General features: G+C 48.9%; 7 protein-coding genes. 6 read left to right on the top strand and 1 reads right to left on the bottom strand.

Translation table 11 applies throughout. The features are described from left to right. Positions 1–719: 719 nt before the first annotated feature. From ACINK7_RS07160 to ACINK7_RS07135, 6 genes are all read left to right on the top strand, one after another. A complete protein-coding gene (locus tag ACINK7_RS07160) occupies positions 720–2,378 on the top strand; it encodes a glutamine--tRNA ligase/YqeY domain fusion protein (RefSeq protein WP_404360628.1) in 1,659 nt (552 codons plus the stop codon). Positions 2,379–2,764: 386 nt separating this feature from the next. Next, the gene (locus ACINK7_RS07155) at positions 2,765–5,845 is read left to right on the top strand and encodes an EAL domain-containing protein (RefSeq protein ID WP_404360627.1); all 3,081 of its coding nucleotides are present in this window, start codon (positions 2,765–2,767) and stop codon (positions 5,843–5,845) included. Positions 5,846–6,064: 219 nt separating this feature from the next. Continuing rightward, positions 6,065–7,483 carry an acetyl-CoA carboxylase biotin carboxylase subunit gene (locus ACINK7_RS07150; RefSeq protein WP_125218856.1) on the top strand — a complete coding sequence of 473 codons (1,419 nt, stop codon included), beginning with the start codon at positions 6,065–6,067 and terminating at the stop codon, positions 7,481–7,483. A gap of 49 nt (positions 7,484–7,532) precedes the next feature. Beyond that, positions 7,533–9,359, top strand: coding sequence for a sodium-extruding oxaloacetate decarboxylase subunit alpha (oadA, locus tag ACINK7_RS07145; protein ID WP_404360626.1), 1,827 nt, complete (start codon positions 7,533–7,535; stop codon positions 9,357–9,359). 4 nt (positions 9,360–9,363) lie between these two features. Continuing rightward, on the top strand, positions 9,364–10,350 hold the full coding sequence (locus ACINK7_RS07140; RefSeq protein ID WP_404360625.1) for an L-threonylcarbamoyladenylate synthase: 987 nt from the start codon (positions 9,364–9,366) through the stop codon (positions 10,348–10,350). 379 nt (positions 10,351–10,729) lie between these two features. Further along, positions 10,730–10,900, top strand: a complete 171-nt coding sequence (locus tag ACINK7_RS07135; RefSeq protein ID WP_404360624.1) for a hypothetical protein — start codon at positions 10,730–10,732, stop codon at positions 10,898–10,900. Positions 10,901–11,255: 355 nt separating this feature from the next. On the opposite strand, the gene pta is transcribed toward ACINK7_RS07135, so the two are convergent. Continuing rightward, positions 11,256–13,370 carry a phosphate acetyltransferase gene (gene pta, locus ACINK7_RS07130; RefSeq protein ID WP_404360623.1) on the bottom strand — a complete coding sequence of 705 codons (2,115 nt, stop codon included), beginning with the start codon at positions 13,368–13,370 and terminating at the stop codon, positions 11,256–11,258. Positions 13,371–13,618: the final 248 nt, after the last annotated feature.

The following is a 13,618-nucleotide window of genomic DNA, read 5'->3' as shown; positions in this document are numbered from 1 at the left end:
TATGGAGGACTCGGTAACTCGATTGGCAGGTGTCGGCGGCAGGGCAGACTTTTGCTCCTGCAAAATCTGCATTCACCCAGCACCTAAATTCCATAGCTCGTTGGCTATGGTTAACTACCTTAGATAATTTAGACGCTGGGTTTACGCCGCTCCTCGACAGACATCCCCCACATCCTGAATAAGGCGAAATTTTTCAAACTGAAAATTGCTGCGGTTGATCAGCTCGCTTTACGAAAATCGGGAATTGCAGTAGTATTGCCCGTCATTTTGTGCCTCTTTATTTCGTTAATACTCCTAATTTTAGAAGTATATGGTTTATTTGGTAAGAATGTCCGCCGCAAGGAGCTATCATAAACCTAAATTCGGCAATTTAACCATGAAAAACATGAAGTTTATTAAGGAGTTCAAAAAATTACCTAATAATTCTCGCTAACCTTTTTGGTGAACGAAAGTTCTATGTAAGCATATAACAAGTTACTGAATTAACTTCATCATCTTCATGGTGAATTGTTTTTACTAGGATAAAGCCTTTACGGATCGGGTTATCCATACACCCTAAATCCCATCCGCCCTATTTTATGGAGGGTTCGGTAGTTCGATTGGCAGGTGTCGGCGGCAGGGAAAGCCGCCGTCAAGCCTACATGGACGTATTCACGGCGCCCTGTCAAGCGAGTTACCGAACCCGGCATTACTATTACCCATCACTTATTTGACCGCTCATGTCAACAAACGAAACGCTGCCTTCCAATTTCATTCGCCAGATCATCAATAATGATCTGAAACAAAACAAAAATAACGGCAAAGTCGCCACGCGCTTCCCTCCGGAACCGAACGGTTATTTGCACATCGGCCATGCCAAATCTATTTGCTTGAATTTCGGTATCGCGGCTGAATACCAGGGTACTTGCAACCTGCGTTTCGACGACACGAATCCCGAAAAAGAAAGCGTCGAATTCATGGAAGCGATCGAACGCGACGTAAGCTGGCTGGGATTTCAATGGCACGAACTGCGTCATGCCTCCGATTATTTCGAACAACTCTACGATTACGCAGTCGAGTTGATACAAAAAGGCCTCGCCTATGTCGACAGCTCGACTCCGGAACAAATGCGCCAAAATCGCGGCACGCTGACCGAACCCGGCAAGGCAAGCCCGGACCGCAACCGATCTATCGAAGAAAACTTAGACTTATTCACGCGCATGCGCGCCGGCGAATTCGCCGACGGTCAATATGTATTGCGGGCAAAAATCGATATGACTTCGTCAAATATCAACATGCGCGACCCGGTCATTTACCGGATTCGCCGCGTGCATCATCATCGCACCGGCGATAAGTGGTGCGTCTATCCCATGTACGACTACACGCATTGCATTTCCGACGCAATCGAAGGCATTACACATTCGCTGTGCACGCTCGAATTCGAAGACCATCGACCGCTCTATGACTGGGTACTCGACAACATCACGATAGACTGTCATCCGCAACAAATCGAATTTGCGCGACTGCAACTCGAATACAGCATCGTCAGTAAGCGAAAACTGAATCAATTGGTGACTGAAAAGTACGTCAGCGGATGGGATGACCCGCGTATGCCGACGCTCGCCGGCCTGCGCCGCGCGGGCGTGACGCCGGCCGCGATCCGCGACTTTTGCGAACGCATCGGCATCACTAAAAAAGATTCGTGGATTGAAATGGCCGTTCTGGAAAACTGCATCCGCGAAGACTTGAATGAAAACGCCCCACGCGCAATGGCGGTGCTACGCCCATTGAAGCTGATCATCGATAACTATCCGGACGACAAAGTCGAAGCGCTCGAGCTCGGCAATCATCCGCAAAGACCGGAACTCGGCACCCGCCAAGTCGAATTCAGCAAGGTTTTGTATATTGAGCAGGACGATTTCGCCGAAAATCCCCCGCCTAAGTATAAACGCCTAATCGAAGGCGGCGAAGTCCGTTTACGCGGCGCCTACGTGATCCGCTGCGACCGCATCGTTAAAGACGAAAACGGCTCAATAATAGAACTGCATTGCAGTTACGATCCTGACACATTAGGTAAAAACCCGGAAGGCCGTAAAGTCAAGGGAGTGATTCATTGGGTCAGTGAACGCCATTCTTTACCTGCCGAAATACGCTTGTACGATAGACTATTCAGCCAGCCGAATCCCGATTCGCTCGATAATTTTCTGGACGCATTGAATCCGGATTCGCTGGAAATCCTTACTGAATCGCGTGTCGAATCAAGCCTTGCCGATGCGCCTCAGGAAAGCCGTTTTCAATTCGAGCGCATGGGTTATTTCTGCCTTGATGCGGCAAACAGCACCCCCGGTAAACCGGTCTTCAATCGCACCGTCACGTTGCGGGACACTTGGGGAAAATAAACCAGCCGATCAAGCATTGAGATTTACCTTTCGTACGTCAATTTACGGTATTGACTTAATGGAGTATTAGGGTTTAGTTGTAAATAACCTCCCTATTTTATGGAGGTTTCGTTTGCTCCTCGGCAATTGCTGAATTACAGGGATGGCATGAATGCAGATTTTGCATAAAGCAAAAACATGCATTCATGCCGACACCCTCGCCAAGCATGCTCCACACCCTTTTTTCACTCAAATAGAAAATTGCCGCATACATAGCCAATTCCCCCCCCATCAAACGCAATCCTATCCGAAGCAAATCGAACGCAAGCGCCTGCCTTGCTTTAAAATCGATGCTTCCTAGCCGTAGCCTTTTGCTATACTTACCTCATCATCACACTCCTGACTGTATGACTCGTGGCTTCAATCAAACCACCCTCGGCACCCGTATTCGTCGATGGACGCCTCAATTACTGACTAGTCTAATGCTGCTTGCCGGACTCGGCACTACCGCTTTTTCTTGGCGACACGCAAGCCAGGCAGACTCGGATAATATTCGCACCGCTTTCGAATTATCGGCAAATCAAATTACCCATATTATCGACAACAGAGTCAATACCTATAAAGTCGTCATGAAAGGCGTCAAAGGCTTTTTTGATGGTTCGGACGATGTCACTTTAGAGGAATTCCGCGATTATGTAAGCGCGCTGCAAATTCAAAACAATTTGCCCGGCATTCAGGCAGTGGGGCTGGCGATACCTGTCGCACATGCCGACAAAAGCCGACATATCGCCAAGATTCGACAACAAAACATACCGAACTACCAGATCAAACCTGATGGCGATCGAGAAAAGTACGCACCCATTATCCGCCTCGAACCCTCGACAGCGGAAAATCGGAAAGCCTTAGGCTTCGATATCTACACCGAGCCCGCCGCACGAGAAGCCTTGCAACGGTCGCGCGACACCGGCGAAGTCATCATTACTTCAAGAATTGTTCTCATACAGGATGCCGATAAAACCGATTCATACGCCTTTGTGATGTATTTACCTATCTACAACAAAAAGGAGAGCCTCGAATCGATAAGAGACCGTCAATCCGCCATTTCAGCCTGGGTCGACGTACCTTTTCGTATCAACGATCTGATGGCCGGATTGCACGAAGAACTCAATCCGAATATCGAACTCGAAATTCATGACGGAGAACCTCAATCGAATCAAACACTAATGTATCACTCGAATGAATTAGCCACAGATCGGCTATCCGGCGACAGCAGACTGGAAACACGGCGTCAAATCAATATCGCGGGTCGTCAATGGACCTTGGTAATGCGCAGCACTCCGGCTTTCGAAGCCGGCGTCTCTCAACATCACCCTGCATTCATCGCCAAGACAGGTATAACGGTAACGCTGTTACTCGGAATGCTAACTTGGCAACTAGCCAAAGGCCGCACAAGCGCTCAACAGCGCTACCGGCAACTTTTCGATCAATCGGGAGACGGCTTACTACTGATTCGCCAAACCGATCATGGCTTCATCGACGCCAACCCTTCCGCATTAAGGCTATTGGGTTATCGCCATGAAGAACTGTTGGACTTGCAGTTACAAGACATATTGACTCACGATGAATTGCCGAAATCGACTCCCTGCGCCGATAAAATCATCTCCGATACGGCGAATGCTGAAGAATGGACTTGTCAGCGTAAGGACGGTTCTAAGTTTACGGTCGAAGCCTGTGTTCACGCTCTTGATGGCCGACATTATTTTGCGATCTTACGCGATTTAACCGAACGCAAAAAAGCCGAACAACAATTACGGCTACATGCACAAGTCTTTGAATACAGTCGCGAAGGCATCATCATTACCGACTCTGAAAACAACATTATTTCGGCTAATCCCACCTATATCGAACTCAGTGGATACACAGCAGAGGAAGCGCTTGGCAAGAATCCTCGTCTGATCTCGTCAGGTTTACAAGATAAGTCATTCTATGAAAACATCTGGCAGGAAATTCATCAACGCGGACACTGGCAAGGCGAAGTTATTAATCGCCGAAAAAACGGCGATCTGTATCCACAGTGGCTCTCAATTTCGGCTATTCGGAACCCGCAAGGCCGAATCATTCATCATATCGGCATTATGAGCGACCTGAGCGAACATAAAGCAGCCGAGGAGCGCATCCGATTTTTGAGCCATTTCGACACATTGACTCAATTACCTAACCGCAGTCTGCTCCGCGATAGAACCGAACTGGCAATAAGCGGCGCCAAAAGAGCGCATGCACGCATTGCATTGATGTTTATCGATCTCGACCGTTTTAAAATTATTAACGATTCGTTAGGTCCCGCTATCGGCGATCGATTGCTGGTTAAAATTGCGGATCGGCTAATCGATCAGTTACACCCTAACGATACCTTATGCCGACAAGGCGGCGATGAGTTTATTTTATTACTGCCGAACACTGATACCGAAAGCACAGCCCATGTTGCCCAGACCATTCTACAACTGATCACCCAGCCGTTTATTATCGAAGATCAACGTTTGATCCTGACAGCTAGTATCGGTATTGCCGAATTTCCACAAGACGGCAACAGCTTCGAGCAACTGTCGCAAGCCGCCGACGCCGCCTTATTCCGAGCTAAAGAAACCGGTCGTAACAATTTTCAATTTTTCACACGTCAATTGCACGAACAAGCCAACCGTTTATTACAAATCGAAAACGAACTACGTTTGGCTCTTGAGCAAAATGAACTGCGGCTCCATTATCAACCACTGATAGATATAAAAACTTCGAAGATAATTGGTTGCGAAGCACTGGTTCGCTGGCAGCATCCCGAAAAAGGCATGATTCCGCCGGGACAGTTTATCCCTATCGCCGAAGAAAGCGGCTTGATTTTAAAAATAGACGACTGGGTGCTGAAAACCGCAATTCGCCAAGTCGCCGATTGGCAGGCTGAAGGGCTGCCTGTCGTTCCGGTTTCTGTTAATCTATCGGGACTACAATTTCAAAAAGCTTCGCTCTATGAAAAAGTCGCCCAACAATTACAGATGAATCGGCTCGATCCGGCAATGCTGGAACTCGAATTAACCGAGGGTATAGCCATGGATAATTCCGAACGCACGATCAGCCTACTCCGTCAATTTCATCAGCTCGGCATCTCACTTTCGATCGACGATTTCGGAACCGGTTATTCGTCGCTCGCTTATCTCAAACGATTCCAAATAGACAAGCTTAAAATCGACCAATCGTTTGTACGCGAACTGAGCCGCGACCCCGAAGACGAAGCAATCGTCACTGCCATCATTAGCATGGCTAAAAGCCTGGGTTTTAAAACTATCGCCGAAGGTGTTGAAACAAGGGAACAACTGGAGTTTTTACTAAATAATCAATGCGATCAAATACAAGGCTATTATTTCAGCAAACCGCTACCGGCAAATGAGTTTGCCGAACAATTGCGCGGTAAGGATTTATTTATAGGTCAATCAAGATAAGTCACTCAAGTATCCCCATCGTAGATCAACATTCGGCACTAGCATTTGGAGGCATCTAAACTTAATGTCCGAGAAGTATGACTTTATTGCATTTTCCAACCTGATATAATTAATACTTAAATATTTCGATAAATTTCTTTAAGATATAAGCCTGCATATATCTGTAAAATCCAATTCCAGCCCTCAATTCCCATCCTAATTTCGGGGTACGTCTAACCTATGTTACGTAAAATACTGATTGCCAACCGCGGCGAAATCGCCGTGCGCATCATTCGCGCCTGCGCCGAAATGGGCATTCGCTCCGTCGCGATCTATTCGGAAGCTGACCGTTTCGCCCTTCACGTTAAAAAAGCCGACGAATCCTATTGTATCGGCAGCGAACCGATGTCCGGTTATCTCAATATTTATGCTTTGGTCAATCTGGCTGCAGCGACCGGATGCGATGCCATTCACCCGGGCTACGGTTTTTTGTCCGAAAATGCCTTATTCGCGAAAGCCTGCAAGGAACGTGGATTGATCTTCATTGGTCCCGAGGCGGAAGTCATACATCGTATGGGTGATAAAACCGAAGCACGCAAAGCGATGGTTGCAGCCGGCATTCCGGTCACCCCTGGCTCGGAAGGAAATCTCGAATCAGTTGAAGAAGCCTTAGAAGTGGCCGAATCGATTGGTTATCCGATTATGCTGAAAGCGACTTCCGGCGGCGGCGGCCGTGGCATTCGCCGCTGTGATAATGCTGAGGAACTGCAACGTAATTACAGCCGCGTAATCTCAGAGGCGACCAAAGCCTTCGGCAGCGCCGATGTTTTTCTTGAAAAATGCATCGTTAACCCGAAGCATATCGAAGTACAAGTTCTGGCCGATCACCACGGCAATGCGATTCACCTCTACGAACGCGATTGTTCGATTCAACGCCGCAATCAAAAACTGATCGAAATTGCGCCTTCACCTCAACTCGACGAAGCGCAGCGCCAATACATCGGCGGCTTGGCCGTGATCGCGGCAAAATCGGTCGGCTATACCAATGCCGGCACCGTCGAATTTCTGCTCGACGATAACGACCGATTCTACTTTATGGAAATGAATACGCGTGTTCAGGTCGAACACACGATCACCGAAACCGTGACCGGCGTCGATATCGTCGAGGAGCAAATCCGTATCGCCGCTGGTTTGCCTTTGCGTTTTAAACAACATGAAATCGTTCGTCGCGGTTATGCCATCCAATTTCGCGTCAATGCCGAAGACCCGAAGAACAGTTTTTTACCGAGCTTCGGCAAAATTACGCGTTATTACGCGCCGGGCGGACCGGGCGTACGCACCGACACCGCGATTTACACCGGCTACGAAATTCCGCCGTTTTACGACTCGATGGTCGCAAAAGTCATTGTCAATGCATTAACCTGGGAAGATGCCATTCAGCGCGGCGAACGTGCGCTAAAAGACATGGGCTTGTTCGGCATCAAAACGACGATTCCGTATTATCTACAAATCCTGAAACACCCCGAATTCCGCACGGCTTGTTTCAATACCGGCTTTGTCGAAAAACATAGTGAATTAATTAATTATTCGAATAAGCCTCGCCCGGAAGTGCTCGCAAGTGTCATCGCCGCTGCGATGGCTTCACATACCGGCTTGTGATTTCCTGATTCAAAAAACTGACTGCCGACAAGATTCAATAGGATACAAAATGCCAAAAGTTCAAATTACCGATGTGATATTGCGTGACGCCCACCAATCACTGATCGCAACGCGACTGCGTACCGAAGACATGCTCCCAGCATGTGAAATGCTCGACAATATCGGCTACTGGTCTCTTGAATGTTGGGGCGGTGCGACTTTCGACGCATGCCTGAGATTCCTTAAAGAAGATCCGTGGGAACGCCTGAGTCAACTGAAAGCCGCATTACCGAACACGCGCCTGCAAATGCTGCTAAGGGGGCAAAACCTGCTCGGTTACCGCCATTATTCGGACGATGTCGTCAAGACCTTCATCGAAAGGACCGCCGCGAACGGAATGGACGTCTTTCGCATTTTCGATGCGTTAAACGACGTACGGAATCTGCAAACTGCGATTGAAGCCACCAAGGCGACCGGTAAACATGCACAGGGGACGCTATGCTACACGACCAGTCCCGCGCATGATGTAAACAGTTTCGTGACATTAGCCAAGGAGCTGTCCTCGATGGGCTGCGACTCGATCGCGATCAAGGATATGGCCGGCTTGCTAACGCCTTACGCGGCTTCGGAACTGGTCAAAGCACTGAAAGATACAATTGATTTACCGTTGCACCTACACACACACGCCACTTCCGGACTCGCCGAAATGTGTCAAATCAAAGCGGTCGAAGCCGGCTGCGAGCACATTGACACCGCATTATCGTCCTGGTCCGGCGGAACGAGCCATCCGCCGACCGAAAGCCTCGTCACGGCTTTGAAAGGCACTGATTACGACACCGGTCTCGACCTCGATAAACTGCAAACGGTCAACAACTACTTCGCCGAAGTGCGCAAGAAATACCGCCGCTTTGAGAGCGAATTCACCGGCATCGACACGCGTGTGCACGTCTTTCAGGTGCCGGGCGGCATGATCTCGAATCTCGCGAACCAATTGCGCGAACGCAATGCATTGGATCGCATCGAGGAAGTTTACAAAGAAATTCCCGAAGTTCGTAAAGATCTGGGCTATCCGCCGCTGGTCACGCCGACATCGCAAATTGTCGGCACGCAAGCCGTATTGAATGTATTGACCGGCAAACGCTATGAAACAATCACCAACGAGGTCAAACGTTACCTGCAAGGCGGCTACGGCAAGTCACCGGCCCAGGTCAACGAGAGTCTACAAAATAGAGCCATCGGCAAGGAAGAGCCGATCGACTGCCGCCCGGCCGATCTACTCAAGCCCGAGTTCGAACATTTACGCTCGGAAATCGGCCATTTGGCTTTGAGTGACGAAGACGTACTCAGCTATGCGATGTTCCCGGAAGTCGGCAAACAATTTCTCGAGCAGCGCTCGAACGATAACTTGGTTCCCGAACCGTTGGAAATTGAAACTCAAGCAACCGACGCCGTACAAAAAGCGGCGACCGAATTCAATGTCGCGCTGCACGGCGAGTCATATCATGTCAAAGTGACTGGCGCCGGACCTAAAAATCAAAGTCTTCGCCACTTCTATTTCATGGTCGACGGCGTACCGGAAGAAATCGTCGTGGAAACACTCGACGAAATCGTCCTGGACGGCGGCACGCATGGAGCGGTAAAAAGCACAATTTCGAGTAAACGTCGCCGCCCATCTTCTGAAGGCGATGTCACAGTCAGTATGCCGTGCAACATTCTCGAAGTCTTGGTTAAAATCGGCCAACAAGTCATAGCCGGTCAAGCTGTTTTGATCACCGAGGCAATGAAGATGGAAACGGAAATCACTGCACCGATTTCGGGTATCGTAAAAGCCGTGCATGTCGTCAAAGGCGAACCGGCCAATCCGGATGAAGTGTTGGTGGAAATCGAGGTCGCATAAGAACATGACCGAAACGGTTTTTGCCGACGATGCCGCAATCGCTAAAGCGGTTGAATTGTTGAATCAAGGCCGTTTAGTCGCCTTCCCGACCGAAACAGTTTACGGTCTTGGCGCCGACGCCGGCGATGCCGAGGCCGTAACCGGGATATTCAAGGCCAAAGGCCGTCCGGTCGATCATCCTCTGATCGTCCATATCGCAAGTTCCACCCAGTTATCGGATTGGGCGAGCCAGGTCCCGGAGACTGCTCAACGCTTGGCAAAACGCTTTTGGCCGGGGCCGCTAACCTTAATTTTAAAGAAACGTCCCGAAGTACCGAATGAAGTCACCGGCGGACAAGATACGGTCGGCCTGAGAATTCCCGATAACCCGGTTGCCTTGCGACTCTTACGAGCATTCGGCGGCGGCATCGCCGCACCTTCAGCCAATCGATTCAAGCGTGTCAGCCCGACTCAAGCCTCGCATGTCGCCGAAGAACTTGACGGGTTGATCGATTTGATTTTGGACGGCGGACCTTGCCGAGTCGGAGTCGAATCGACCATCATCGATTTAAGCGGTGCAAACCCCTTGCTGTTAAGGCCAGGCAGCATTACCAAAGCAGAAATCGAGCAGGAACTGCAATGCGAATTGATCGAAATAAGCACTACGAACAACGATACGCCCCGTGCGCCCGGACAAATGGCAGTGCATTACGCGCCAACGACCCCGACCCGTTTGTGCTCTTCCGAGCAACTTAACGACACGATAAGGCAATTGGCCGAACAAGGAAAAAAAATCGGTTTACTGGCTTATCGCTTCAAATCGAAACCGAATTCATCGATGACTATCGTTCATTTACCTGAAACTGCCGACGCTTATGCACAAGGTTTGTACGCAGCGCTGCGCGAACTGGATCGCCAAAGATTGGACATCATCCTGGTCGAACAACCACTAGAATCCAATGAATGGCATGCAATCAACGACCGATTGAAAAAAGCGGCTACGGCATTTTAGGCTTAGCCACACGGCTATCAATATCCACAAACTATTGAATAGGTCCTTCAGTTCGGTTTTCAATCGTTCCCACAAAGCACCCATCGTTATAAACAAATCGTAGGGTACGCTGCGCGTACCTCTATGCCGTTAAGCACGGAATCCCTGCTCAGATCAAACCATAAGGGCTTGGTTAGCATTGGTGGGGTTACCATGGTACGCATAGCGTACCCTACGCCAGGGCAAACGCATTAAAATAATCAACATATCAATATGTTATCCTGTTTCTTAGAACGCTTAGTCAATTCGGCTTAACTTATGGCACCCCTCCCTGGGCCCGTTAGGCCGCGCCGAGCACTGGCGATTTTGCCGAGAATAGCCCGTTAGGGGAGCGGCAGGGATGCCGCTCGTTTTCGGAGGGCTAGGGATAGCCCTTCCGAAAACCCTCGGCAAAATCGTCAGCGCGCAGGATGCAGCGGCCTCCGGGTGTCTGCTGACTCGCGCCATCCGGGCGCTCGCACTTCGTGCGCCTTTGGCGTCCCAATCCGCTCCCGGCGGATTGGTCTTTTAGATACTTTTCTTTGGACAAGCAAAGACAAAATCGCCTGGAGCGATTTTGAACAGCTTTAGCTGGCCCGAAGGGCGAAACCCAAGGATGGGTTTCGTAGCAGTATCGCGGTTGTCGGTCCGCGAACCGACTACACATAAGCGTCGCGATAGCGACACAAAGCCTTACTTAGGTTTCAAACTAAATCTTATAGTTAACCAGGAAAAAAGGATTATTTTAACTATTTGATTTTCTATAGTGTTTTAATGCGTTTGCCCTGTACTCTACGCGCCTCATGATTCCAGGAAGTTATTTGTCACGAAATCCTCAGTCTTAAACACACGACTACGGAAAATCCCTTAACTTAATGACAGTAATCCTAAGCCACCGGTTTTCGACCGGTTTCTTGGGCCTGTATCGCCGTTATCACAACAGTATTAACAATATCGTTTACGGTACAGCCTCGACTTAAATCGTTGACCGGTTTATTCAAGCCTTGCAAAATAGGCCCGATGGCAATCGCACCGGACGAACGCTGAACTGCTTTATAAGTATTGTTGCCGGTATTCAGATCCGGAAAAATAAATACATTCGCTCGCCCCGCCACCTCGCTGTCCGGCATTTTGGTCTTGGCCACACTGCTATCGATCGCCGCATCGTATTGAATCGGTCCTTCCAGTTTCAGCTCCGGTTTCAATCGTTTAGCCAATGCCACTGCCGACCTAACCTTGTCGACCGCCTCGCCTTTTCCGGACGCGCCGGTTGAATAAGACAGCATCGCAACGCGCGGTGAGATATTGAACATTGCGGCGGTTTGCGCTGAACTGATCGCAATATCGGCCAATTGCCTGGAATTAGGATTCGGATTGACCGCGCAATCCCCGTAAACCAACACCCGATCTTCCAAACACATGAAAAAAACGCTAGAGACGATCGATGTTCCCGGTTTGGTTTTGATGATTTCAAAGGCCGGCCTGATCGTATGCTGGGTCGTATGTATCGATCCGGAAACCATGCCGTCGGCAAGATTATGATGTACCATCATGGTCCCGAAAAAACTGACATCGGTCATGAGATCAAACGCCAATTCGTAATGAACGCCCTTGTGCTTGCGTAACTCGAAATAAGTTTCGGCAAATTTCTGACGCAGCTCGGAAGTCATCGGGTCGATAATCTCGATGTCTTCCAATTGCAAAGCCATCGCAGCGATTTTTTGCCTGATCGTTTCTTCATTACCTAGCAGCGTTAACTTGACGGCCCCCCTGAGGAAAAGAATTTCGGCCGCTCTTAAAATGCGTTCTTCCCCGCCTTCCGGCAATACAATGTGCTGCGGATTGGCTTTGGCGCGCTGTAAAATTTCATATTCGAACATGATCGGCGTCACGCGCGGTGTTTTGCTCGTAAACAGGCGCTGCTGCAGCTCCTGCATGTTGATATTATCTTCGACCAAACTCAAGGCCGTGGCGATCTTGCGTTCATTATTGGAATTTAAACGCGCATGTACTCGAGTAACGTTCATCGCTGTCGTGAAGGTGTCGGTGGCAACACCTAAAACGGCAAACGGCAAAGCCCCTAATCCCTCGATCAAGTATTGCACCTGCGGCGCGGGCTCTTGCTCTCCAGTCAACAGTAAACCGGCAATTTGCGGATAACTTTTCGAATGATAAGCCATCAGACAGGCCAGAATGATATCCGAACGATCCCCGGGCGTAATGATCAAATCGCCTTTCTCAATGTAGTCGAGAAAATCCGAAACCAACATCGCCGCTACTTTGTAGTTATAAACTTCAAGATTGAGTGTTTCGAAATCATGCGATAAAAACTTTGCATTCAATGATCTGGCAATATCGCCCATACTGGGCTTTTCCAGTGACGGCTCGGAGGGTACGACATAAACAGGAAAGTTTGATTGCGGATCGTGTCCGAATTGGTCTCTGAGTTCGCCAACCTGAGCCGCCGGAACACTATTGATCACCGTTGCCAACAGGGCTGCATTTTTTTCCTGAACATCATGCCTGATCCCGGCCAAAGTATCGATTATCTGATCATTGGATCGGTTACCACCTTGAACGATCGGCATCAAAAGACAATCCAAATTATTCGCGACATCGGCATTAAAATCAAATTCAAAAATCGACTCACCGCTTTTATAGTCGGAACCAACACAAATTACATAATCCGATTGAATTTTTAAGCTTCGGTATTTCGCGAGAATCAGTTTGATTAAATCGTCATAACGATCATGAGCCAGCAGGCGCCTAGCATCCTCATCGGTGCACCCGTACATCGATTCGTAAGGCCATTCGAGCTGATAACGGTAGCTTACCAGCTCAATCAAGTCGTCTTTTTCCTCTCCGGCATGAATAATAGGGCGAAAAAAACCGATCTTTTGGGCAAAACCGGAAAACATTTCCATCATAGCCAACATGATGACCGACTTACCGCTGCCCTGTTCGGCACCGGTGATATAAATATTTTTAGAAACTTGGGACATTTTTGTTTAAAAAATCAATTATGAGGAAAGAATTATTTCTGGTTCACCCAGTCCCTCCGTGGGAACCCATACCTTGGTCGTCGAGGCAATATCGGTATGCATTCCAATGCAGGAGCGGTGGTAACGATGAAAAGTCTAAATGTCAGCGGTCTTTAGGATTTCGCGATAAATAACTTCCTGGAACTATCAACTTTGCAGCGACTTCGGTGATTCGCTCAAGACTTTATCGTTTTGCCATATTTTGCAAG

The sequence above is a fragment of the Methylotuvimicrobium sp. KM1 genome (genome assembly GCF_044788715.1).
Lineage (GTDB): Bacteria > Pseudomonadota > Gammaproteobacteria > Methylococcales > Methylomonadaceae > Methylotuvimicrobium.
Note: the sequence above shows the minus strand (reverse complement) of the source record. Positions and strands in the feature narration are given on the sequence as shown.

Excerpts from the sequence above, each read along its gene's own strand:
- ACINK7_RS07160 (WP_404360628.1), top strand. The coding sequence starts at position 720 with ATGTCAACAAACGAAACGCTGCCTTCCAATTTCATTCGCCAGATCATC.
- ACINK7_RS07155 (WP_404360627.1), top strand. The coding sequence starts at position 2,765 with ATGACTCGTGGCTTCAATCAAACCACCCTCGGCACCCGTATTCGTCGA.
- ACINK7_RS07150 (WP_125218856.1), top strand. The coding sequence starts at position 6,065 with ATGTTACGTAAAATACTGATTGCCAACCGCGGCGAAATCGCCGTGCGC.
- oadA (WP_404360626.1), top strand. The coding sequence starts at position 7,533 with ATGCCAAAAGTTCAAATTACCGATGTGATATTGCGTGACGCCCACCAA.
- ACINK7_RS07140 (WP_404360625.1), top strand. The coding sequence starts at position 9,364 with ATGACCGAAACGGTTTTTGCCGACGATGCCGCAATCGCTAAAGCGGTT.
- ACINK7_RS07135 (WP_404360624.1), top strand. The coding sequence starts at position 10,730 with ATGCCGCTCGTTTTCGGAGGGCTAGGGATAGCCCTTCCGAAAACCCTC.
- pta (WP_404360623.1), bottom strand. The coding sequence starts at position 13,370 with ATGTCCCAAGTTTCTAAAAATATTTATATCACCGGTGCCGAACAGGGC.